Origin of the sequence: Mycolicibacterium fallax, from assembly GCF_010726955.1 — a bacterium.
GTDB classification, from domain to species: domain Bacteria; phylum Actinomycetota; class Actinomycetes; order Mycobacteriales; family Mycobacteriaceae; genus Mycobacterium; species Mycobacterium fallax.
In genome coordinates this window covers 1953402-1975518 of sequence record NZ_AP022603.1, presented here as the reverse complement: position 1 = coordinate 1975518, position 22117 = coordinate 1953402, and the positions used below count along the sequence as shown (strand labels likewise).

At 71.6% G+C, this 22117-nt stretch carries 26 protein-coding genes; 14 read left to right on the top strand and 12 right to left on the bottom strand.

From position 1 onward, the window contains the following. Positions 1 to 5: 5 nt before the first annotated feature. Positions 6 to 494, bottom strand: coding sequence for a YbaK/EbsC family protein (locus G6N10_RS09355; protein ID WP_085095179.1), 489 nt, complete (start codon positions 492 to 494; stop codon positions 6 to 8). 267 nt (positions 495 to 761) lie between these two features. Between G6N10_RS09355 and G6N10_RS09350 the strand changes: the two genes are divergently transcribed. The 3 genes from G6N10_RS09350 to G6N10_RS09340 all read left to right on the top strand — a co-directional run bounded on the left by G6N10_RS09350 (position 762) and on the right by G6N10_RS09340 (position 4077). Further along, entirely contained in the window at positions 762 to 1424 is a 663-nt protein-coding gene (locus G6N10_RS09350; protein WP_085095177.1) for a sigma-70 family RNA polymerase sigma factor, read from the top strand. Further along, positions 1421 to 1738 (top strand): mycothiol system anti-sigma-R factor, encoded by a 318-nt coding sequence (gene rsrA, locus G6N10_RS09345; RefSeq protein WP_085095175.1) that lies wholly within the window; start codon positions 1421 to 1423, stop codon positions 1736 to 1738. The genes G6N10_RS09350 and rsrA overlap by 4 nt, the downstream gene beginning before the upstream one ends. Before the next feature lie 194 nt (positions 1739 to 1932). Continuing rightward, the gene (locus G6N10_RS09340; RefSeq protein WP_163742354.1) at positions 1933 to 4077 is read left to right on the top strand and encodes an alpha/beta hydrolase family protein; all 2145 of its coding nucleotides are present in this window, start codon (positions 1933 to 1935) and stop codon (positions 4075 to 4077) included. An 82-nt stretch (positions 4078 to 4159) separates the two neighbouring features. Here G6N10_RS09340 and G6N10_RS20725 read toward each other — a convergent pair whose 3' ends face one another. Then, a complete protein-coding gene (locus G6N10_RS20725; protein ID WP_109519535.1) occupies positions 4160 to 4249 on the bottom strand; it encodes a 50S ribosomal protein bL37 in 90 nt (29 codons plus the stop codon). A gap of 172 nt (positions 4250 to 4421) precedes the next feature. On the opposite strand from G6N10_RS20725, the gene G6N10_RS09335 reads away from it, so the two are divergent. Further along, positions 4422 to 4637 (top strand): biotin/lipoyl-binding carrier protein, encoded by a 216-nt coding sequence (locus G6N10_RS09335; protein ID WP_085095171.1) that lies wholly within the window; start codon positions 4422 to 4424, stop codon positions 4635 to 4637. Between the two features lie 2 nt (positions 4638 to 4639). Next, complete coding sequence (locus G6N10_RS09330; protein WP_085095169.1) at positions 4640 to 6130, top strand: two-component system sensor histidine kinase PdtaS; 1491 nt, start codon at positions 4640 to 4642, stop codon at positions 6128 to 6130. Positions 6131 to 6193: 63 nt separating this feature from the next. Here the strand turns inward: G6N10_RS09330 and whiB1 are convergent, their stop codons facing one another. From whiB1 to G6N10_RS09315, 3 genes are all read right to left on the bottom strand, one after another. Continuing rightward, the gene (gene whiB1 / locus G6N10_RS09325; RefSeq protein WP_059165613.1) at positions 6194 to 6448 is read right to left on the bottom strand and encodes a transcriptional regulator WhiB1; all 255 of its coding nucleotides are present in this window, start codon (positions 6446 to 6448) and stop codon (positions 6194 to 6196) included. Positions 6449 to 6681: 233 nt separating this feature from the next. Then, a complete protein-coding gene (locus G6N10_RS09320) occupies positions 6682 to 7659 on the bottom strand; it encodes a diacylglycerol/lipid kinase family protein (protein WP_085095167.1) in 978 nt (325 codons plus the stop codon). Between the two features lie 30 nt (positions 7660 to 7689). Further along, positions 7690 to 8247, bottom strand: a complete 558-nt coding sequence (locus G6N10_RS09315) for a M15 family metallopeptidase (protein ID WP_085095165.1) — start codon at positions 8245 to 8247, stop codon at positions 7690 to 7692. Between the two features lie 85 nt (positions 8248 to 8332). On the opposite strand from G6N10_RS09315, the gene aroQ reads away from it, so the two are divergent. Both aroQ and G6N10_RS09305 read left to right on the top strand, forming a co-directional pair. After that, positions 8333 to 8776 (top strand): type II 3-dehydroquinate dehydratase, encoded by a 444-nt coding sequence (gene aroQ, locus G6N10_RS09310; RefSeq protein ID WP_085095163.1) that lies wholly within the window; start codon positions 8333 to 8335, stop codon positions 8774 to 8776. Continuing rightward, the gene (locus G6N10_RS09305; protein ID WP_085095161.1) at positions 8773 to 9213 is read left to right on the top strand and encodes a hypothetical protein; all 441 of its coding nucleotides are present in this window, start codon (positions 8773 to 8775) and stop codon (positions 9211 to 9213) included. The genes aroQ and G6N10_RS09305 overlap by 4 nt, the downstream gene beginning before the upstream one ends. Positions 9214 to 9229: 16 nt before the next feature. On the opposite strand, the gene G6N10_RS09300 is transcribed toward G6N10_RS09305, so the two are convergent. Continuing rightward, a complete protein-coding gene (locus G6N10_RS09300) occupies positions 9230 to 9715 on the bottom strand; it encodes a GNAT family N-acetyltransferase (RefSeq protein WP_085095159.1) in 486 nt (161 codons plus the stop codon). Continuing rightward, positions 9712 to 10797, bottom strand: a complete 1086-nt coding sequence (locus tag G6N10_RS09295) for an isochorismate synthase (protein ID WP_085095157.1) — start codon at positions 10795 to 10797, stop codon at positions 9712 to 9714. Before G6N10_RS09295 ends, G6N10_RS09300 begins: the two co-directional genes overlap by 4 nt. Positions 10798 to 10937: 140 nt before the next feature. Here G6N10_RS09295 and G6N10_RS09290 point away from each other — a divergent pair, with 140 nt between their 5' ends. Further along, a complete protein-coding gene (locus G6N10_RS09290) occupies positions 10938 to 11738 on the top strand; it encodes a ParA family protein (RefSeq protein ID WP_179962826.1) in 801 nt (266 codons plus the stop codon). Between the two features lie 56 nt (positions 11739 to 11794). Here the strand turns inward: G6N10_RS09290 and G6N10_RS09285 are convergent, their stop codons facing one another. Both G6N10_RS09285 and G6N10_RS09280 read right to left on the bottom strand, forming a co-directional pair. Next, a complete protein-coding gene (locus G6N10_RS09285; protein WP_085095153.1) occupies positions 11795 to 13021 on the bottom strand; it encodes an Rv3212 family protein in 1227 nt (408 codons plus the stop codon). 21 nt (positions 13022 to 13042) lie between these two features. Further along, entirely contained in the window at positions 13043 to 14551 is a 1509-nt protein-coding gene (locus G6N10_RS09280; protein WP_085095152.1) for a DEAD/DEAH box helicase, read from the bottom strand. A gap of 288 nt (positions 14552 to 14839) precedes the next feature. On the opposite strand from G6N10_RS09280, the gene G6N10_RS09275 reads away from it, so the two are divergent. Continuing rightward, complete coding sequence (locus tag G6N10_RS09275) at positions 14840 to 15499, top strand: ferritin-like fold-containing protein (RefSeq protein WP_085095150.1); 660 nt, start codon at positions 14840 to 14842, stop codon at positions 15497 to 15499. 349 nt (positions 15500 to 15848) lie between these two features. Here the strand turns inward: G6N10_RS09275 and G6N10_RS09270 are convergent, their stop codons facing one another. Further along, positions 15849 to 16670, bottom strand: a complete 822-nt coding sequence (locus tag G6N10_RS09270; protein ID WP_085095148.1) for a hypothetical protein — start codon at positions 16668 to 16670, stop codon at positions 15849 to 15851. A 206-nt stretch (positions 16671 to 16876) separates the two neighbouring features. Here G6N10_RS09270 and G6N10_RS20380 point away from each other — a divergent pair, with 206 nt between their 5' ends. Further along, complete coding sequence (locus G6N10_RS20380) at positions 16877 to 17119, top strand: DUF3107 domain-containing protein (protein ID WP_234810519.1); 243 nt, start codon at positions 16877 to 16879, stop codon at positions 17117 to 17119. A 76-nt stretch (positions 17120 to 17195) separates the two neighbouring features. Here the strand turns inward: G6N10_RS20380 and G6N10_RS09260 are convergent, their stop codons facing one another. Beyond that, a complete protein-coding gene (locus G6N10_RS09260) occupies positions 17196 to 17876 on the bottom strand; it encodes an HTH-type transcriptional activator FasR (protein ID WP_085095144.1) in 681 nt (226 codons plus the stop codon). Between the two features lie 158 nt (positions 17877 to 18034). Here G6N10_RS09260 and G6N10_RS09255 point away from each other — a divergent pair, with 158 nt between their 5' ends. The 3 genes from G6N10_RS09255 to G6N10_RS09245 are packed head-to-tail and all read left to right on the top strand — an operon-like array spanning position 18035 to position 21168. Next, positions 18035 to 19078: a DUF3152 domain-containing protein gene (locus tag G6N10_RS09255; RefSeq protein ID WP_085095142.1), complete on the top strand. Its 1044-nt coding sequence runs from the start codon at positions 18035 to 18037 to the stop codon at positions 19076 to 19078. Between the two features lie 12 nt (positions 19079 to 19090). Then, positions 19091 to 20254, top strand: a complete 1164-nt coding sequence (gene moeZ / locus G6N10_RS09250) for an adenylyltransferase/sulfurtransferase MoeZ (protein ID WP_085095140.1) — start codon at positions 19091 to 19093, stop codon at positions 20252 to 20254. A 59-nt stretch (positions 20255 to 20313) separates the two neighbouring features. Next, entirely contained in the window at positions 20314 to 21168 is an 855-nt protein-coding gene (locus G6N10_RS09245; RefSeq protein ID WP_085095138.1) for a TIGR02569 family protein, read from the top strand. A 7-nt stretch (positions 21169 to 21175) separates the two neighbouring features. Here G6N10_RS09245 and G6N10_RS09240 read toward each other — a convergent pair whose 3' ends face one another. After that, positions 21176 to 21478 (bottom strand): hypothetical protein, encoded by a 303-nt coding sequence (locus G6N10_RS09240; protein WP_085095136.1) that lies wholly within the window; start codon positions 21476 to 21478, stop codon positions 21176 to 21178. 93 nt (positions 21479 to 21571) lie between these two features. Between G6N10_RS09240 and G6N10_RS09235 the strand changes: the two genes are divergently transcribed. Continuing rightward, a complete protein-coding gene (locus G6N10_RS09235; RefSeq protein WP_234810518.1) occupies positions 21572 to 22117 on the top strand; it encodes a TetR/AcrR family transcriptional regulator in 546 nt (181 codons plus the stop codon).

Here is a 22117-nt window from a genome sequence, read left to right as displayed (position 1 = left end):
CGACTCTATTGCGCGCAGAGGTCGGCCACCACCGCATCGGTCAGCAGCACCAGATCCTGCGGCGCCACCGCCAGCGACAGGCCCCGCTTGCCCGCGCTGACCAGCACCCGATCGAAGTCCAGCGCGCCGCGGTCGAGCACCGTCGGCAGTCGGCGGCGCTGGCCCAGCGGCGAGATGCCGCCCAGCACGTACCCGGAGGAGCGCTGCGCGTCGGCCGGGTCGGCCATCGCGACCTTCGGCACCCCCAGCGCGGCGGCGGCCGCCTTCAGCGACAACTTCGCCGGCACCGGCAGCACCGCCACCGCCAGCCCGGCGGGCAGCGCCAGCACCAGCGTCTTGAGGATCTGCCCGGCCACCAGCTGCGCGCCGGTCAGGGCCGCGACGGCCTCAGCGCCGAAGTCGTGACTGCGGGGATCGTGGTGATACTGCAGAACTTGGTGGTCGGCGCCGGCGGCCACCAGCGCCGCGATCGCCGGGGTCGCCGCCTTCGCCACGGGTCGAGGGTAGACGTCGCCGGAAATACTCGGCCGACAAAACTCGTTGTTCAGGCAGACCCGGTGCAGACCGCAACGGGCGCAGACCGGTGGAAAGGGGATGCGGTGGCCGCGCTGTGCATGGACCGGACCCGCGCCCCGGAACGGGTCCGGGCCTCGTCGGCGACCCCGGTTTCGCTGCCCGCCGCGGGTCCGAGCACCCGGGTACTGGCCGGTCCGGGCTCGCGGGCAGGCCACCGCGGCGGCGACGGTCTAAGGTCAACCAGGATGAGCGAAACCGAGGACGAGGCCACAACCGACGAGCGGGCGGTGGATGCCGAGCCGGTCGAGGAGACCGACGAGCAGCTCACCGCCCGATTCGAAAACGACGCGATCCCGCTGGTCGACCAGCTCTACGGCGCCGCGCTGCGGATGACCCGCAATCCCGCCGACGCCGAGGACCTGGTGCAGGAAACCATGGTCAAGGCCTTCGCCGGGTTCCGGTCCTTCCGCGCCGGCACCAATCTCAAGGCCTGGCTGTACCGGATCATGACCAACACCTACATCAACGGCTACCGCAAGAAGCAGCGGCAGCCGGCCGAATACCCCACCGACGAGATCACCGACTGGCAGCTCGCGGCGACCGCCGGGCACACCTCGACCGGGCTGCGCTCGGCGGAGGTCGAGGCCCTCGAAGCGCTGCCCGACAGCGAGATCAAAGAGGCGCTGCAGCAGCTGCCCGAAGAATTCCGGATGGCGGTGTACTACGCCGACGTCGAAGGTTTCCCGTACAAGGAGATCGCCGAGATCATGGATACGCCGATCGGGACGGTGATGTCCCGGCTGCACCGGGGCCGTCGTCAACTGCGTGAACTGCTCGCCGACGTCGCCAAGGACCGGGGATTCCTGCGCGGCCAACCGGCCGCCGCGGCCGAGGAGGTGTCATCGTGACCGATGACAACGAACTGGAGCGCGGCTGCCAGGTGCCGATCGGCCCGATCGATCCCGACCACCAGGACTGCTCGACGGTGATGGCCGAGGTGTGGATGCTGCTCGACGGCGAGACCACCCCGGAAACCCGGGAGAAGCTGCGGCACCACCTCGACGAATGCCCGGCCTGCCTGCGCCAGTACGGCGTGGAGGAACGGGTCAAGAAGCTCATCGCGGTCAAGTGCGCGGGGGAGAAGGCGCCCGAGACGCTGCGGGCCCGGCTGCGCATTGAGATCAGCCGCACCACCATCGTGCGGGAAACCGGCCTGTTCTGAGTCTCACCGCCATCGGGCGGCCGCGGTGAGTTTGCGCCATTTGCCACCGGGGCGCCAACGATCGGTGGCAGTCTCCTTGTCGGTCCATCGATCGACGACCTCCTTGTCGGTCCGTGGGATCGACGAGGAGAAAGCACGGGGAACCCATGCAGCATGGTGGTTGGCGCACGTCCGGTCGGTACGGATTGGTGGCGGTGGCCCTGGGGGTGGGGATCGCGCTGACCGGCGCGTCCCCGGTCGCCTGGGCCGATGACGCCGCCGGCGACGGCGGTGGGCCGGCCCGGCCCGCGGCGACCCAGGACCGCTCAGACGGACCGGACAGCAAGTCCGGTTCGATGGGGTCCGGGTCGACGGCACCCGGCTCGTCGGCGCGCGAGGCGTCGTCTGAGGATACGACAGCTGAGCGGACGGCGCCCGGGTCGACGGCGCCGCGGCGCGACCGCTCCGAACGGAAGTCCACCACCTCGAGCAGATTCGGCTCGCGCGAGGACAACCGGCCGCGCGATCCGCTGTCGCGCTTGAAGCAGATCCGGGCGCGGGTGCAGGCCGATCCGGCCGAGGCCAAGCCCACCGCCGCCGGGCAATCCTCGGACCGGCCCGGTGTGGCGTTCCGGCCGCCGGCCGTCACCGATCTGGTCGCCGCCGTCACGGGGCCGCTGGACCGGGTCGCCGCGGCGTTGGTGCCCCGGCCCGGTACCGACGAGCCGGCTGCCGGCGGCGCTGTTACCGACGGCGCTGCTGCCGACGGCGCGGCACCGACCGAGAACCCGGACCGGCCGCTGACCGGACCGGCGCAGGGCAGGCTGCTGCGGCTGGTCTCGGAGGCAGCCGACCTGCCGCGCGAGCTGGCGGCCCTGCCGCGGGAGCTGGCGGCGCTGCCCCGCGAGCTGGCCGCACTGCCGCGGGAACTGGCCGCGGACGCGCCGCGTCTTTCCAACCTGTCCGAGCCGCGGGAGCTCGCCGCCGACCGGCAGGCCGGCCCGCGCCCGCTGCTTGAGCTGGTGCCCCGCCCGCTGCGCGAGGTGCTGGACCGCCCGCAGGTCGTGGACTCGCCCCGCCCGGCGCTGGCCGTGGTGCCGGACCCGGCCGTGGCCCCCGACCCCGCCGTCGAGGACATCCCGGAGCCGCAGCCGCTGTCGAAGATCGCGAAACTGGCCCAGGCCCCGGCCCGGCTGATCAACACCGTGCTGCAGGTCCTGGACCTCACGGTGTCCGAGAACGGCCCGCGCAGCCCGTTTGACTGGAGCCCGATCGACCAGGCCATCTTCGCGGTGTTCCGCGAGGTGGAGGACCTCCTCGGGCTGAGCCGGACCCCGGCCGAGCAGCCCACCACCACGTCGCTGGGCTACACCTGCTCCGAGCACAACACCTGCACCACCAAGACCCCCACCGTCGCGCAGTTCCTGAACGCCTCGAGCGCCAAGTACGTGCTGGGCGGCCAGCCCGGCGACCTGAAGCCGTTCGTGGTCGACGGGCAGCAGATGCAGTCCACCAACACCCTCTCGGGCATGTCCGGCACGGCGTGGGTGACCCCGGAGGGGCAGGTCATCATCGCCTACTCGGGCACCACCGGCGGGACCAACCTGCTGGTGAACCCGGTGATCGCGGTGACCCAGATCCTCGCCGACGTGCAGGTGATCGCCACCCGCACCACCCCGTGGGCGTTCCACGACTCGCTGGACTTCGCCCAGCAGGTCCAGGCGGAGGCGCACAAGCAGGGCTACGCCGACGAGGACATCTTCGTCACCGGGCACTCGCTGGGCGCCTGGGAGGCCCAGTACGTCGCGCAGAACACCGGCCTGGGCGGCATCGGGTTCGAGGGCCCGGGACTCAACACCGTCAACCCCGGCAACAACAACGGCGCCGACTCCAACTTCGTCAACGTGCTGACCTACGGCGACGCCGCCGCCTACTTCTCCTCCGACGTGCCCGGGCTCGGACCGATCATGCGGATCATGCCCGGCGGCAGCAACAAGCCGCACTACGGCAACATCGTGATGATCGGCGACCAGGAGGCGGCCTACCCGATGATCAACGCCGCCGCGCTGCTCGATCGCAGCCCGCTGTTCCTTCCGGTGGTGATCATCGACGTGGCCGTCAACTTCTTCCAGTACCACCTGCCGGCCGTGCAGGCCCACCACCTGGGGGTCAGCCCCGACCCGGGTGTGGTGCCCTGGCTGGGCAACCCGACCGGCCGGGTCGACGAGTGGGGCGAGCTGACCATCCCGCAGCTGCAGGCGGCCGCGGCAGATGAGGGCAGGCTGTTCGACAACGGCGGCGCCAACCGCGGCGCGGCCGACCCCGCTGCCGCCGACCCCGCGGCGGAGCTGGCCGCCTGACCGGCCGGACCGGAGCACAAAAAATCCGCCCGGGCGCACTGCGCTCGGGCGGATTTGCGGGGACATCGGCCCCGGTAGAGCTCTAGACGGACTTCGACCCGCAGTTGGGGCGCTTGCCGTGGTTGGCCTTGCTGTGCTTGCGGTCGCGCTTCTTACGGCCACGCTTGGCCATGGTGAACCTCCATAGGTTGGTCGCTGGGTGCGGTCCGCCTCCGGCGCGGTTTCGGAAAACAGCCGGGGGACGTCGTCGCCCATTGTCTCATGTGCCTGCCACCGCCCGGAAATCCCGGTGCCTGTGGTTCCATAGATGCGACGTCGTGCGATGTATGAGGAGTGAGGTGACGATGGCCGAGGACGTGCTCGCCGAGATCGTGGCAACCGTGCTTGAAGTGCTGGTCCGCGAGGGCGACCCGGTCAATACCGGCGACACCCTGGTGCTGCTGGAGTCGATGAAGATGGAGATCCCGGTGCTCGCCGAGGTCGCCGGCACGGTGACGGCGGTGCACGTCGCCGCGGGTGACCAGATTCAGGCCGGTCACCTCATCGCCGTCATCGACTAGCGGTGTCCACCCTCGGTGACCTGCTCGCCGAGCACACCGTCCTGCCGGGCAGCGCGGTCGATCACCTGCACACCCTGGTCGGGGAGTGGCAGATCCTGGCCGACCTGTCCTTCGCCGACTACCTGATGTGGGTGCGCCGCGACGACGGCCCGCTGGTGTGCGTCGCGCAGGTCCGGCCCAACACCGCCTCCACCGTGCTGCTCAGCGATGCGGTCGGCTCGGTCGCCACCGCCGCGGAGCTGCCGCTGGTCAGCGAGGCCTTCGCGACCGGCGCCATCGTGCGCGAGCCCGACGGCGCCGACGCCGGCCGCACCGGCCTGGACGTCCAGGCGGTCCCGGTCCGCTACGACGACGCCGTCGTCGCCGTGCTGACCCATCGCACCGCGCTGGCCGCCCGCCGGGTCTCCTCTCCGCTGGAGCGGGCCTACCTGGCTTGCGCCGACGACCTGATCGACATGCTCTCGGAGGGCACCTTCCCCAACGTCGGGGACCTGTCCATGTCGCGGTCCTCGCCGCGGGTGGGCGACGGCTTCCTCCGCCTCGACGTCGACGGCAACATCGAGTTCGCCAGCCCCAACGCGCTGTCGGCGTTTCACCGGATGGGGCTGGCGCTGGAGTTGGAGGGGCAGAACCTGCTGGCCATCACCCGGCCGGTGATCTCCGACCCGTTCGAGGCCCAGGAGTTGGCCGCGCACATCCGCGATTCGATCTCCGGCGGGGCGAGCATGCGGATGGAGGTCGATGCCGGCGGGGCCACCGTGCTGCTGCGGACCATGCCGCTGGTGCTGCACGGCGCGGCGGTCGGAGCGGCGGTGCTGATCCGCGACGTCACCGAGATCAAGCGTCGCGACCGGGCGCTGCTGAGCAAGGACGCCACCATCCGGGAGATTCACCACCGGGTGAAGAACAACCTGCAGACCGTCGCCGCGCTGCTGCGGTTGCAGGCCCGTCGCACCAACAACGCCGAGGGCCGCGAGGCGCTGATGGAATCGGTGCGCCGGGTCGCCTCTATCGCCCAGGTGCATGAGGCGCTGTCGATGTCGGTCGACGAGGAGGTCAACCTTGATGACGTCGTCGACCGGATCCTGCCGATGATGAACGACGTGGCCTCCGTCGACCGGCCGATCCGGATCAACCGGGAGGGCTCCCTCGGGGTGCTCGACGCGGACCGGGCGACCGCGCTGGTGATGGTGATCACCGAACTGGTGCAGAACGCCATCGAGCACGCCTACGGCCCCGACGACCGGGTCGGCACCGTCACCATCCGTTCCGAGCGCTCGGCGCGCTCGCTGGACGTGGTGGTCCGCGACGACGGCCGCGGCATCCCGGACGGGTTCAGCCTGGAGAAGTCCGACCGGCTCGGGCTGCAGATCGTGCAGACCCTGGTCTCCGCCGAGCTCGGCGGCACGCTGAGCGTGCGCGAGGTCGCCGAGGGCGGCACCGACGTGCTGCTGAGCGTTCCGCTGGGCCGGCGCGCCCGATTGGGTCAATAGCGGCAAACAAAAACGATGGCCCCGGCAAATTGCCGAGGCCATCGCGGTGGAATGGGGAGTTCGCTACACGCCGGTGCGCGCCTTGGTGCGGGCATTGCGACGCTTGAGCGCGCGACGCTCGTCCTCGCTCATGCCGCCCCACACCCCGGCGTCCTGGCCGGACTCCAGCGCCCAGGTCAGGCACTCGGTGGTCACCGGGCAGCGGTTGCAGACCAGCTTCGCGTCGGCGATCTGGGCGAGCGCCGGCCCGCTGTTCCCCACCGGGAAGAACAGTTCCGGATCCTCGTCACGACAGACTGCCTTATGCCGCCAATCCATGGCCTTAACTCCTATCTGGGCGTGCGGATATGCCCGCCAATTAGTGTTGCTGTTAACTCGCGCAGCTAAATGTTTCCGCGCCGTTGCATCTGATCGTTCCAGAGCATGAACAGATGTCAATAGGACTCAGTTAACAAGTGGGGGATGTCACTAGGCCGGGGGGTGACCGGCGTGGCTGGTTGACTGGGCTAATATCAACCCAGCTGCGCCTGAAATCTACGGCAGCGCGAACATCAGCGCTGGTCGGTCGGCTGCGGCGGCGGTGCCACCACACTCAGGGCCCGGGGCACCGAGACGAAGGTCATGGATTCGCGTTCGCCGATGTAATCACCGTCGATCTGGGCGGCGATCGGGGTGGCGGCGGTGATCTTCACCGAGGCGACGTCGTCGTCGCGAATCAGGTGCGGGCCCTTGATGTCCGCCCGCTTCGACCACATCCGCCTGGCCAGCCACAGATTGCGCCACGCGCTCATGCTGGTCGTCGCGAACACTCCCAGCCCGGTCTCGAACCGGCAGTCCGGGTTGGTGTAGATCGGCCGGGCGTTGGCAAACGTCCACGGGCTGGAGTTGGACACGAACGCGAAGTGCACGCCGCTGATCGGCTCGCGGTCCGGCAAATGCAGGGTCAACTGCGGTTCCCGACGGGTGCTGCGCAGCAGGGCGGGCACCGCGACGCGGATGTAGCGGCCCGCGCTGACCCCCTTCTGGCGGTCCTTGCGGTGCGCCTCGACGGCCGCGACGATCTCGCCGTCCACGCCCATCCCGGCGGTGAACACCCCCCAGCGCTCCCCGCAGTCCATGAGGCCGACCCGGCGCCAGTCCCCGCCGCCGGCGGCGACGTGCGCGTCGATCAGGTCGACGAGCAGGTTGGTCGCCTCGACGGGATCTGCCGGGATGCCCAGCGAGCGGGCGAACACGTTGGCCGAGCCGCCCGGGACCACCGCGACGGCGGGCAGCTGGCCCAGCGGCAGCCGGCCCGGCTTGCCGAGCAGGCCGTTGACCACCTCGTTGACGGTGCCGTCGCCGCCGTGCGCGATGACCACGTCGATGTTGTCCTCGACGGCCTGCTGGGCGATCTCGATGGCGTGGCCACGGTGGCCGGTGTGGGCGACGGTCAGCCGCGTCCGGCTCTCCAGCGCATGCGCGAGCAGGTCGCGGCCCGCCGGGGTGGTGGAGGTGGCGTTGGGGTTGACGATCAGCACGGCGCGCACGATCCCAGAGCCTAACCCGCCGAGGGTGGGTCAGGCGGCAGCGTTGGGCAGCAGCGCCGGGCACCGGCCCGCGGCATCGGTGGCCAGCTCAAAGTGCCACATCTCGTTGGCGTAGATCCGGCACAACCCGAACCGGGCGCCGTTGTCGATCAGCCACTGGTTCGCGCCGTAGCCGCCGATGTCGACGGCCTGGCCGGTGACGTGCCGGGAATGCTCGGGGGTCTGCACGTACTGGCGGGCCGCGGCGTAACTGCCGTAGGTCGCGATCGCGTCGTCGAGCAGTTGCTGCTGGAACTCCGGTGTCCGCCAGCCGGAGGTGACGGTCATGGCGATACCCTCGGTGGCCGCGGCGGCCGCGGCCTGCTGGATCGCCGACAGCAGCGCCGGGTCGAGCCGGCCGACGCTGGGGTCGGCGGTGTCGAACGGGGTCAGCGCGCCGGTGTTGTCGACCAGCCGGATCGCCGCGGTCGCGGAGGCCGGCGCCGGGACCGACGCGGGCCCGGCCAGCGCGACGACGGCCAGTGCGCCGGCGGCGGCGGTCGCCAGGGCGCTTCCCGCGGTTGCGGCGGCGCGGCTGATCCGGGACATGGGCAACGACCTTACTCAACGCCGAGGCTGACCGCGGCGCGATGCGCGGGGGCGCCGCGGGTCCGGCCGGCGGTACGGTACACCCGTGACCGAACGGCGCCTGCTTCTGCTCAACGGACCGAACCTCAACCTGCTCGGCACCCGGCAACCCGAGATCTACGGCGCCGGCACGCTCGCCGAGATCGTCGACCGGGTCCGCGCGGTGGCCGCCGAGCACGGCCTGGAGATCCGCGCCGTGCAGAGCAACCACGAGGGCGAGCTCGTCGACGCGATTCAGGCCGCCCGCGCCGACTGCGCCGGCATCATCATCAACCCGGCCGCCTACAGCCACACCTCCGTCGCGATCGCCGACGCGCTGGCGGCCGTCGAGCTGCCCGTCGCCGAGGTGCACCTGTCCAACATCGCCCGCCGCGAGGCGTTCCGGCACCACTCCTATGTTTCCGCGGTCGCCGACACGGTGATCTCCGGCGCCGGCCCGCTGGGCTACGAGTTCGCGGTGCGCTACCTCGCCGAACGGCTCGCCGGATGAACCGGCCCAACACCGTCCGCTACGCCGGATACCTGGTCACCGCCGAGGGCGCGGCGGCTCTGCTGGTCGCCGCGATCTACCTGCTGCACGCGCTGACCGGCACCAACAGCGACGTGGTGCGTGGTGATCAGGCCGGGGCCGGCGGGTTCGGCTACGGCACCGCCGGCTGGTTCGTGATCATGGGCGCCGGGGTGCTGGCCGCGGGCTGGGCGCTGATCACCGGACGACGGTGGGGCCGCGGCATCGCGGTGTTCGCCAACCTGATCCTGCTCGGCGTGGCCTGGTACATCCGCGGCGACGGCCAGCCGCTGTGGGCGGCGCTGGTCGCGCTGACCGCGGTGGCCGCGCTGGTGCTGCTGTTCAGCCCGTCCGCGGTGAACTGGGTGGCCCGCTCCGGCGACGCCGGCCGGCCCGCCCCGCCGCCCACCGAGACCTGACCGCGGACCGGACCGGTTAGGGCCGGGCCTCTTCGGCCAGCGCCGTCAGCTCGGCGCCGGACACCCGGTAGCCGGTCCATTCGTGCTGCGGCACCCCGCCGACGGCGTCGTACAGCGCGATGGCATCGACGTTCCAGTTCAGCACCGCCCAGCTCAGCCGGGTGTAGCCGCGGGCCACGCAGACCCGGGCCAGCTCGGCCAGCAACGCGCGGGCCAGTCCGCGGCGGCGGTACGCCGGGCGTACATACAGGTCCTCCAGATGGATGCCGCCGACGCCGTCCCAGGTGGAGAAGTTGACGAACCACACCGCGGTGGCCGCCACCGCGCCGTCGACCTCGACGACGAACCCGCTGGCCACCGGCTCGGGCCCGAACAGCGCGGCGTGCAGCTGGGCCTCGGTGACGGTGCACTGATCCAGCGCGCGTTCGAACTCGGCGAGCTCGCGGATCATCGCGACGATCTCGGCCACATCGGTGGGGCGGGCGGGGCGGATGACGGTCATGGTGTGACTCCCAGTCCGGACAGGATGGTGCGGAACTTTGCGGTGGTCTCGGCGACCTCGTCGTCGGGATCGGATTCGGCGACGATCCCGCCGCCGCTGTGCACGGTCGCGGTGCCGCCGCCGGCGGCGATTCGGGCGCAGCGGATGGACACCACCCAGCGGCCGTCGCCGGCGGCGTCGCACCAGCCGACCGCCCCGGCGTAGAAGCCGCGGTCGCCCTCCAGCTCGGCGATCACCTCGGTGGCCGCGGCGGTCGGCACCCCGCCGACGGCCGGGGTGGGGTGCAGCGCCAGCGCCAGGTCCAGCGCCGTCGTCGCCGGCGACCGCAGCCGCCCGGTGATCGGGGTGCCCAGATGCCACAGCGCGTCGGTGCGGTGCAGCTCCGGCCCGTCGGCGATCTCCAGCGAACTGCACAGCGGGGAGAGCACCTCGCGCATCGCGTCGATCACCAGCGCGTGCTCGTGCCGGTTCTTGCCGGAGGCGGCCAGCGCGGCCCCGTTGGCGGCGTCCACCTCCGGGTCGGCGTCGCGCGGCGCCGACCCGGCGAACGGATGGCAGCTGACCACGTCGCCGGCCCGGGCCACCAGCAGCTCCGGGCTGGCGCCGACCAGCGTGGCACCCCGATACCCCCCGCCGGCCGGGGACAGGTCGACCAGGTAGCCGTAGCAGGCCGGGTCGGCGGCCAGCAGCCGGTGCAGCACCGTCAGCGGATCCCACCCGCCGTCGCGCGCGGTCAGCGTCAGCGCCCGGGCCAGCACCACCTTGTCCAGCGGGCCGGGCGCCCGCAGCCGTTCGATGGCGGCCGCGACCCGGCCCCGGTGGGTGGCCGGGGCGGGGTGGGCGACGACGTCGGCGCCGCCGGGCAGCGCGGCGCCGGGGGAGTCCGGCAGCCGGTCGCCGAGGGTGGCGGGGGCGGTCAGCGCGGCCGGGGCGGCCGGGTCGAACGGCAGCGCGCCTGCCACCAGCGGCACCGATCCGCGGCGCAGCGCCTCCGCGGCGTCGGCGGGGTCGGTGTAGGTGGCCGCCGCCCCGGCGCCGACGACGGTGCCGTCCTTGCCGGTCAGGACGAACGCCGGGGTCACCGCGCGGCACCGTTCTGGCCGCGGCGCAACAGGACCGGCCGATGATTACCCACACTCACGTTCACCGATTCTGCCGGATCGCGGCGCCGCGGTGGGGTCGCTCCCGCCGGGCCGGAAGTCGCCGTGCCAGGATGGTGCGCGTGAGCGGGACGCATGTGCTGGCGGTGGCCAATCAGAAGGGCGGCGTGGCCAAGACCACGACGGTGGCGTCGCTGGGCGCGGCGCTGACCGCCGAGGGTAAGCGGGTGCTGCTGGTCGACCTGGATCCGCAGGGCTGCCTGACCTTCTCGCTGGGCCAGGACCCGGACAAGTTGCCGGTGTCGGTGCACGAGGTGCTGCTCGGTGACGTCGAGCCGGATGCGGCGCTGGTCGAGACCACCGAGGGCATGATGCTGCTGCCGGCCAACATCGACCTGGCCGGCGCCGAGGCGATGCTGCTGATGCGCGCCGGGCGCGAGTACGCGCTGAAGCGGGCGCTGGCCAAGATCGCCGACCGGTTCGACGTGGTGATCCTGGACTGCCCGCCGTCGCTGGGGGTGCTGACACTCAACGGGCTGACCGCCGCGGGCGAGGTGATCGTGCCGCTGCAGTGCGAGACGCTGGCGCATCGGGGCGTCGGGCAGTTCCTGCGCACCGTCGCCGACGTGCAGCAGATCACCAACCCCGACCTGACCCTGCTGGGCGCGCTGCCCACCCTCTACGACTCGCGGACCACCCACAGCCGGGACGTGCTGCTCGACGTCGCCGACCGCTACCAGCTGCCGGTGCTCGCGCCGCCGATCCCGCGCACCGTGCGGTTCGCCGAGGCCAGCGCGTCGGGCGCCACGGTGCTGTCCGGCCGCAAGAACAAGGGTGCGATCGCCTACCGGGAGCTGGCGGCGTCGCTGCTGCGGTACTGGAAGTCCGGGACCGCCATGCCGACGTTCACCCCGGAGGTTTAGGCCAGGCTCGGCGGGGAACCGACCCGCCAACCCCGCAGGTTTGGGCCCCGGCGGGTTCAGGCGCCCAGACCGACGAGCTGGTCGCCGCGCTGCTCGATGATCGTCGACCCGCTGACCGCCAGCGTCACCGCGGTCACCGAGGCGGGCCGCGCCACCGGGATCAGCCGCTGCTTGATGCCGGTCTTGACGTCGAACACGCCGATCCCGCCGGTCAGCGGGATGAGCAGCTTGTCGGCCATGATCGTCGCCGGCCCCAGCGGCACATCGGTGCCGGCGGCCACCACCGAGTACTTGTAGCGCATGGTGTCGGTGCTCAGTACCACCACGGTCCGGCCGGTCCACCAGGTGAGCACGCTGCCCGCCGTCGACGTCGCCGTCGGCCCGATCGGGGACGTCGGCGGCTCGTTGAGCAGCACCGCGGCGGTCTCCTCGCCGTTCTCGTCGATGATCGACAGCTTCGGCTTGGGCGTCGGCACGTAGACCGCCGTCGTCGACGAGGACACCGCCACCACCCGGGCCCCGGAGTCCGCGGTGACCCCGGGCTGCGGGACGTCGCGGACGGTCGGCTCGTCGTCGTTGTCGGCGGGCTTGAGCAGGGTGAGCTTGACGTCAGCCTGGTCCGGGCAGGCCTGCAGCACCGCGGTGGACGACGCGGTGGCCGCCGCCGACAGCAGCCGGCAGCCCTTGCCCAGGCCGATGTGGCCGGGCTTGTAGCGGGCGTCGACCTCGCCGAACGCGATGGTGCGGACCAGGTCGGTGCGCCACTGCTCCAGCCGGGTGTCGCCGGCGGACAAGATGGTGCTGCCGTCGGAGGACAGCGTCACCGTCTTGTCGGCGTAGGAGGTCCGGGTCGGGCCGCGCCCGCCGGTGGCGCCCTTGATCGCCGACACCTGCCCGCAGCCGCGCGAGTCCGGGTACACCCCGACCGCCCAGTGGTAGACGTAGGTGACCCCGCACAGCGGCCGGTCCCGGCGGTAGCTCCAGCGCACCTCGCCGCTGACCGGGTCGCGGCCGGCCATGGTGCCGCCCTCGCCGCTGATCACGGCGTTGCCGACCAGCACCGGCCGGGCGGTGGCCGGGCTGGCGGCCTGCCACAGTTCACGCAGCCCGGTGGGCACCTCGGTGGCCTTGGCCGGGGTCGGCAGCGGCTCGGTGGCCGACCGCTGCTCGGTGGCCCGCGAATCGCTGGTCCACCAGAACACGCCGGCCACCAGGATCACGACGACGGCGATCACCCCGGCAGCGATCAGGTCGCCGCGGGTGCGGCGCTCGGGTTTGACCATCGGGTGCGGACGCGGGCGGGATCAGCCGTCGGCGGCCGGGGCGGCGGCAGCGGCGGCCGGGGCCTTGCGCGGGCGCCGGCGGCGACGACGCCGCGGCGCCTCGGAACCCTCGGCGGATCCGGCGGACGGCTCGGCGATGACGGTCGCGGTGGCCTCGGACCCGTCGGCCGCGGCGGCGGCGGTCGCGGCCTGGCCACCGCGGGTGCGGCGACGCTCCCGGGTGCGCTCGCGCGGCTTGGACTCCCGCTCGGCGCGCGGGGCGCGCTCGGTTCGCTTGGACGACGTCCGCTTCGGCGCGCCGATGCTGCCGGTCGCGCCGGTCGGGATGTTGAGCTCCTCGTAGAGGTGCGGCGAGTTGGAGTAGGTCTCGGCCGGCTCCGGGGTGTCCAGGCCAAGGGCCTTGTCGATCATGCCCCAGCGCGGCATCTCGTCCCAGTCCACCAGGGTGACGGCGATGCCGGTCTTGCCGGCCCGGCCGGTGCGCCCGATCCGGTGCACGTAGGACTGCTCGTCGTCGGGGATCTGGTAGTTGATCACGTGGGTGATGTCGTCGATGTCGATGCCGCGGGCGGCGACATCGGTGGCGACCAGCACGTCGACGTCGCCGGTGCGGAACGCCGCCAGCGCCTTCTCCCGGGCGATCTGGCCCAGGTCACCGTGTACGGCGCCGACCTTGAAGCCGCGCTCGCCGAGCTCGTCGGCGACCTTCTGCGCGGTCCGCTTGGTGCGGGTGAAGATCATCGTGGCGCCGCGGCCCTCGGCCTGCAGGATCCGGCTGACCATCTCCACCTTGTCCAGCGCGTGCGCACGGTAGGCAAACTGCTCGGTGGTGTCGTGGGTGGCCGCCGAATGCGGGGCCTCGGCCCGGATGTGGGTCGGCTGGTTCATGAAGGTGCGGGCCAGCGTGATGATCGGATCCGGCATCGTCGCGGAGAACAGCATCGACTGCCGGGTGTCCGGGGTCAGCCGCAGGATCCGCTCGATGTCGGGCAGGAAGCCCAGGTCCAGCATCTCGTCGGCCTCGTCGAGCACCAGCACCGACAGCCCGCCGAGCTGCAGGTGGCCCTGGTTGGCCAGGTCCAGCAGCCGGCCCGGGGTGCCGACGACGACGTCGGCGCCGGCCTGCAGCGCCTCGATCTGTGGCTCGTAGGGCCGTCCGCCGTAGATGGCGACGACCGACAGCGGGCGCTCGCCCTCGCCGGCGGGGGCGGTCAGGTACTGGGCGGCGCCGCACAGGTCCTCGTAGACCTGGATGCACAGCTCGCGGGTGGGCACCACGATCAGCGCGCGCGGCGCGCCGGACAGCGGGCGGTCGGCGTCGGTGCTGACCTTGTGCAGCAGCGGCACGCCGAAGGCGAAGGTCTTGCCCATGCCGGTGCGGGCCTGGCCGATCAGGTCGTCGCCGGCCAGGGCCATCGGCAGGGTGAGTTCCTGGATGGCGAACGGATGCTCGATGCCGCGCTCACGCAGGGCGCGGACGATCTCGTCGCGCACGCCGAGTTCGGCGAAGGACTTGTTGATATGAGTCATGAGGGTGCGGAGGTGCCTTTCAATTCTGGTCCGAGTTTTTGCTCGTCGCGTCGTCCAACGCGCGCACGAGTTCGGATTCGAACGAGGCTCCGGCACGTTTCGGTGCCGGATTCGCGGGGCCCGGCGCTCTGTCTGAGGCGGACCGACTGCGTGCACGCACACTTACCAGGTAGCAGCACGGATTGCCACTGCCTGCAATTAGCATAACCCCCCGCATGCTCACAAGCCGCTTTCGCGTGCTCACGGGGCCGGACCGGCCGCCCGCGGCGCAGGCCTTAGAGTGACCGCATGCGTTCGACAACGGTCTCGGCGGACCACCCCGGGATCAACGAACTGTTCGCCCTGCTGGCCTACGGCGAGGTGGCCGCGTTCTACCGGCTGACCGACGAGGCGCGGATGGCCCCGGACCTGAGCGGCCGGATCAACATGGCCCAGATGGCCGCCGCCGAGATGGGCCACTACGGCCTGCTACGCGAGGCCCTGCAGCAGCGCGGCGTCGACGTGCAGGAGGCAATGGCGGCGTACGCGCCGGTGCTGGAGTCCTACCACTCCCAGACCATCCCGCGCACCTGGCTGGAGGCGCTGGTCAAGACCTACATCGGTGACGCGCTGGCGGCCGATTTCTACCTGGAGATCGCCGACGCGCTGCCCGAGGAGGTGGCCGGCGTGGTCCGCGAGGTGCTGGCCGAGACCGGGAACTCGCAGTTTGTGGTGTCCGAGGTGCGGGCCGCGGTGACGGCCAGCCAGCAGCAGCGGCACCGGCTCGCGCTGTGGTCCCGCCGGCTGCTCGGCGAGGCGATCACCCAGGCGCAGTACGTGCTGGCCGAGCGCGACGAGCTGGTGGACCTGGTGGTCTCCGGCACCGACGGGCTCGGGCACCTGGCCGAGTTCTTCGAGCGGCTGCAGCGCACCCACGCCGACCGGATGGCCGAGCTCGGCCTGGCCTAGGCCCCTTTTCCTGGCTGGCCCCTTTTTGCCGTGCACAGCTGCCGGGCCGCCCCCTTTATTGCCGAGCGCTCACTCAGGTACACGCCACGCCGGGGAATCTGTACACAGTTGAGCGCTGGCGCGGGCCGGATTTGCCGAGCTGCCCCCTTTTTTTTGCCGAGCGCTCACTCAGGCACACGCCACGCCGGGGAATCTGTACACAGTTGAGCGCTGGCGCGGGCCGGATTTGCCGAGCTCTCATCCAGGTACAGGACACGCCGTGGACGCTGTACACAGGTGAGCGCTCGGCGCAAAGGGGGCCCGCCCGGCCGCGCAAAGGGACCCGCCAAAAGGGCCCCCGCAAGGGGCGTCAGTTGGAGCAGGCCGCCAGCATGGTGCCCGCGTTCTGCTGGGTCAGCACCGCGCCGGTGCCGTCGGAGATCGCGCAGTTCAGCTTGCCGCCGATGCTGGTGGCGGTGACCGACTTCAGCGACACCCCCGGATTGAGCACCACCGTGCGGGTCCACGGCAGCGCGACGTTGATGTCGGTGCGCGGGAAGCCCTGCGCGTCGGTGTAGATGACGGTGACCAGGTCGAACAGCTGCCGGTCGCCGGTCACCGAGTAGGTGATGGTCCGGGCGGCGACGGTCGGGTCGACGACGGCAGCCGGCGGCGGCACCGGAATGTCCTGCGGGTTCTGATGGTCCGACGGGTTCGGCGGCACGGTGACGACGGTTTCCGGGGGCAGCGACTGCTGGGGCACCGGGGCGGCCGGGGTGCGCGGCGAAACCGTCGCGGTGACGGTCCGCGGGGTGGTGGTGACGGCGTCCTGCACCGGGCTGCTGGCGGTCGGGGTGGTGGCCGCGGTGGAGGCGTCCCCGCCGCGCAACGCGACGGCGGTGCCGACCAGCGCGATCAGCAGCACCACTCCGGCGATCGCGGCGACCCAGCGCCAGCGGTTGTCGGCGCCGTAGTAGCCCGGGTGCCCGTCGTCGAAGTCGTCGTAATCCTCGTAGTCCATCGGCTCGCCGAGGTCCTGCGTGTCATCGTCGTAGCCGAGGTTGCGGGTGTATTCGGGCTGGTACTCCGGGGCGTCGTCGTAGAGCGCGGTGGTCGCCGAGCGACGGCCGTAGCGCCGGCCGCCGCGGTCGTCGGCGTAACCGGTCCCGCCGTTCCAGTACGGCCTGTTCATTGCCTCACCACCCGCACACTCGATTTCACATCTGTCACATCAGTCACTTCTCTAACTCGATGGTACGGACGTTCGCGGTATCGGGGGCGAACCGCGGCGGTGTGTCCGGTGATCGGGCTTCGCGCAGCGCGAACGGCCCACGCCGCCGCAGCGCTGCCACGTCGATTAGCCTGGCAAGGCATATCCGACCAAGGAAAGGGTCCAGCGTGGACGTCAAGATCGGCATCACGGACAGCCCGCGCGAGCTCGTCTTCGCCAGCACCGAAACCCCCGAGGAGCTGGAGAAGCAGGTCAGCGCCGCGCTGTCCGGCGACGGCAACTCGGTGCTGAGCCTGACCGACGAGAAGGGCCGCCGCTTCCTGGTGCAGACCGCCAAGATCTCCTACGTGGAGATCGGCCCCGCCGACGGCGGCCGGGTCGGCTTCGGCATCGGCGGTGCGGCCAAGTAGCCGCAGCAGCTCCCAGAACGACACCGGCCGGGCGGGCACACCGCTCGGCCGGTTTTTGTCGAACCCGCTGTCGGCGTCAGGCCCGCGCCAGCGGGACGTGCGACAGGCCGCCCCAGATGAACGCGACGGTGCCCTCGACGGCGGAATCCTTGGTGATCGGCTTCCCGTTGTCCAGCCAGTAGCGCGCCGAGTCCACGCTGATCGCCACCAGCCCGACGGCGATCATCCGGGCGCGGTGCGGGTCCAGCCCGGAGTCGTGGCTGACCAGGTCGAACACCGCGTCGATGCAGGACTCGGTGGCGACCTTGACCTGGGCGTTGACGGTCGGCTCGCTGGTGTAGTCGTTGGCGAAGATCAGCCGGTAGCCCTGGTCGTCCTGCTCGATGAAGTCGAAGAACGCCTGCACCGCGGAGCGCACCCGCAGCCGGTTGTCGGTGGTGGTGCGCAGGGCCCGTCGCACCCCGGAGACCAGGTTGTCCACGTGCAGCGCCAGCACCGCCAGGTACAGCTCCAGCTTGGAGGCGAAGTGCTGGTAGAGCACCGGTTTGGAGACCCCGGCCCGGTCGGCGATCTCGTCCATGCCCGCGGCGTGATAGCCGCGGTCGACGAACACCTCCGAGGCCGACCGCAGCAGCTGGCCGCGGCGCTCGTCGCGCGGCATCCGGACCCCGCGGCGGCTCGAACCGGAACCCGATGTGCGCTCCGCGCCGTCCGGGGAACCGCCGTTCGGGCGGGCCGAATTGGCCAGATTGCTCATCAAATTCCCTCACGGTCGGCGGGCGGTCGCGGCGACGGCCCGATGGCCCAACGCCGTCCCGACCTTACTCCTGTCGCGGCCGCAGCCCCGGCAGCAGTGGCCGGGTGCGGTGGGCGCGCCAAACCGGGCGGTACCGCCGAATGTGCCATCCTGGGACGGTGACCTACCCGGGACGTGGCGGAGGAAGTCGCGTGCCCGTGCTGCGCAGCGACCTGCGGGAACCCCTGCGCGCCCAGCGCGACCCGCTGGCCGGGGACGCCGGCCGGCCCCGGTCCAACCGCGACGATCGCCGCCAGTACCCCAAGCAGAGCTGGCTGGGCCGCTTCATCGCCACCTACGGCTGGCGTGCCTACGCGCTGCCGGTGCTGACCGTCGTCACCGTGATCGTGCTGTACCAGACGGTGGCCGGCAGCTCGACGCCGCCGGCCGCCATCGAGGAGCCGCCGGCGCAGGGCTCGGAACTCGGCGCGCACGCCACCACGATCATCGGCGCCCCGCCCAAGGGCCTGACCGAATTCGACGCCAACCTGCCGACCGGCCTGCTGCCCGGCAACGACCCCTACACCGAGGCCGGGGAGCGCAGCTGGCGCATCGTGCCGGGCACCGGTGAGCAGGTCGGGCAGGGCACGGTGAAGGTGTTCAACTACACCATCGAGGTGGAGGACGGGCTGGACCCGACCAACTACTACGGCGACGACGCGTTCGCCGCGATGGTCACCCAGACCCTGGCCAGCCCGAAGAGCTGGACCCATGACCCGCGGATCGCGTTCCGCCGGGTGGATGCCGGGTTCGAGGGGGAACCGGACTTCCGGGTGTCACTGACCTCGCCGATGACGGTGCGGGAGGGCTGCGGCTACGAGATCGAGCTGGAAGCCTCCTGCTTCAACCCGGCCTATCGGCCGGCCGACGGCGGCGAACCGCAGTCCCGGGTGTTCCTCAACGAGGCCCGCTGGGTGCGCGGCGCGATGCCGTTCCAGGGCGACATCGGCTCCTACCGGCAGTACCTGATCAACCACGAGGTCGGCCACGCCATCGGCTACCAGCAGCACGAGCCGTGCGCCGAGAACGGGGCGCTGGCGCCGATCATGATGCAGCAGACCTTCTCCACCTCCAACGACGACGCCTCGAAGTTCGACCCCGGGCAGGTCGGGGCCGACGGCAAGTCCTGTCGATTCAACCCCTGGCCCTACCCGATCGCCTGATCCGAGCTCACCATGCCGTCGCTGCCACCCGTGGTGGAACCCGCCGCCGAGCTGTCCCGGGACGAAATCACCCGGTACAGCCGACATTTGATCATCCCCGGTTTCGGCGACGAGGCGCAGCGACGGCTGAAGAACGCCCGGGTGCTGGTGATCGGGGCCGGTGGGCTGGGCTCCCCGGCGCTGCTGTACCTGGCCGCCGCCGGGGTGGGCACCCTGGGCATCATCGACTTCGACGTCGTCGAGGAATCCAACCTGCAGCGTCAGATCATTCACGGCCAGGCCGACGTCGGTCGGCCCAAGGCGGTCAGCGCGCGCGAGTCGGTGCTGGCGCTCAATCCGGCAATCACGGTGCGGCTGCACGAGTTTCGGCTGGAGGCGGCCAATGCCGTCGAGCTGTTCGCCGACTACGACCTGATCCTGGACGGGGCCGACAACTTCGCCACCCGCTACCTGGTCAACGACGCCGCCGCGCTGGCGCACAAGCCCTACGTCTGGGGATCGATCTACCGGTTCACCGGGCAGATCGCGGTGTTCTGGGAGGACGCCCCGGACGGCCGCGGGCTGAACCTGCGCGACCTGTACCCCGAACCCCCGCCGCCGGGCATGGTGCCGTCGTGCGCCGAGGGCGGGGTGCTCGGTGTGCTGTGCGGCTCGGTCGCCTCGATCATGGGCACCGAGGCGATCAAGCTGATCACCGGCACCGGTGAATCCCTGCTCGGCCGGCTGATGCTCTATGACGCGCTGGCCATGACCTACCGCACCATCCGGCTCGGTAAGGACCCGGCGGGCGCGCCGATCACCGGGCTGATCGACTACGACGAGTTCTGCGGCATCCCGGCCGCCCCGACCGGCGTCGGCACCATCGGTCCCGCCGAGCTGCACGAACTGCGCTGCGCGGGAACAGAGTTCGCGCTGATCGACGTTCGCGAGCCGGGGGAGTGGGCGATCAACCGGATCGACGGCGCGGTGCTGGTGCCCAAGTCCGAGATCGACGCCGGGGTGGGTCTGGACCGGGTGCCGGCCGACCGCCCGGTGGTGCTGTACTGCAAATCCGGGCTGCGCTCGGCCGATGTGGCGGCCACCCTGCGCGCGGCCGGGATCACCGATGTGGTGTCGCTGACGGGCGGCATCGTCGAGTGGGCGCGGCGGTTCGACCCCGACATGGTCGTCTACTGAGGCGCGACACAGCCCGCCGCAAGCCCGGGCCGCCGGGGTCGCGGCGTTAGGGTGATCCGGTGACTGTCGAACGGCCACCGGATCACGTGCTTGCCGCGTTCGGGCTGAACGCCGCCCGCTCGGTGCAGCTCGGCGCCGGTTGGGAGGACGGCTGGCGCTTCGGCGAGGTGGTGTTGTCGCTGGTCGCCGACCACGCCCGGGCGGCCTGGTCGGCCAAGGTCCGCGAGACGCTGTTCGTCGACGGCCTGCGGCTGGCCCGGCCGGTGCGCTCCACCGACGGCCGGTTCGTGGTCTCGGGCTGGCGGGCGGACACCTACGTCGCCGGCACCCCCGAGCCGCGGCACGACGAGGTGGTCTCCGCCGCGGTGCGGCTGCACGAGGGCACCGCCAAGCTGGAGCGGCCGCGCTTTCTGACTCAGCCGCCGATCGCGCCGTGGTCGGAGGTCGACGTGTTCACCGCCGCGGACCGGGCCGCCTGGGAGGAACGCCCGCTGCACTCGCTGCCGTCGGGCGCGCGACTGTCCCCGGGGTCGGCCGACGGCCAGCGCTCGGTCGATCTGCTCAACGAGCTGGCCACCCTGCGCAAGCCGACCCGCAGCCCCAATCAATTGGTGCACGGCGACCTGTACGGCACCGTGCTGTTCGCCGGGGCTGCCGCGCCCGGCATCACCGACATCACGCCGTACTGGCGGCCGGCGCCGTGGGCGGCGGGGGTGGCCGTCGTCGACGCGCTGTCCTGGGGCGACGCCGACGACGGGCTGATCGATCGCTGGGACGCGCTGCCGGAGTGGCCGCAGATGTTGTTGCGCGCGTTGATGTTCCGGCTCGCGGTGCACGCACTGCACCCGCGTTCCACCGCCGCGGCGTTCCCGGGGCTGGCCCGGACCGCGGCGCTGGTGCGGCTGGTGCTCTGACGGCGGGTCAGTGTGCGCCGCGGTAGGTCTGCAGGTATCGATCGACCTGGTCGCGCCGGAGCGCTTCGCCGAAGACACCCGCGCTGGTGGCACCGCCGCCACGCTTGCGGGCGTTGGCCAGCCGGACCGCCGACATCCGGAATCCGATGATGGCCGCGGTCATGAACACCACCAGGCAGACGCCGGCGATGACGGCCAGCGTGCTGCCGCTGGCCAGGCTGACGACCATGGTGCCCAGGGAGATGAATGCGAGGAGTAGGCAGGAGAACGCGGCGACGGCCAGCGACATCCCGCTGTAGTTCTTGAACATGATGGTTACCTCACGAGAGTCCTTACGAGATGGAAACGCTACGTGTAGCGTTTCGCGGCCCGGTTTTATTCCCCGATGACGGAGGAGCCCAGGATGGCGACGATCGAGGACCGTATCGCCGAGTCCACGCTGCACCTGCTGCGCACCGGCGGCCCGCGCGCGGTCAACGTCGAAGCGGTCGCGGATCACTCGGGCATCGCCAAGACGACGATCTACCGGCGGCACCCGGACCGCCGGGACATGCTGGCCACCGCGCTGTCGAGGGTGGTCATCCCGCCGCCGCCGGAGTTCGGCACCAGCGCGGCGGACCGGCTCCGCTGGATCATCGAACACGCCATCGATCCGGTGGATCACGGCATCGGGCTGGGTGGGCGCGCGGCCCTGCTGCTGACCGACGACGACCCGGCCTTCACCGAGCTGTTCCGCCGGATCCTCGCCGACCAGCGGGCGCCCCTGATCGCCGCCGTCGAGGCCGGCCGGGCCGACGGTTCAATGCGCGCGGACCTCGACGCCGCAACCCTGATCGACGCCATCGTCGGGTCCTACCTGGCCGAATACTCGCGCACCGGCGCGCGCGCCGAGGACTGGCGCCAGCGGCTGTTCACGCTGTTCTGGCCGACCGTGCGGGCTGCGGGCTAG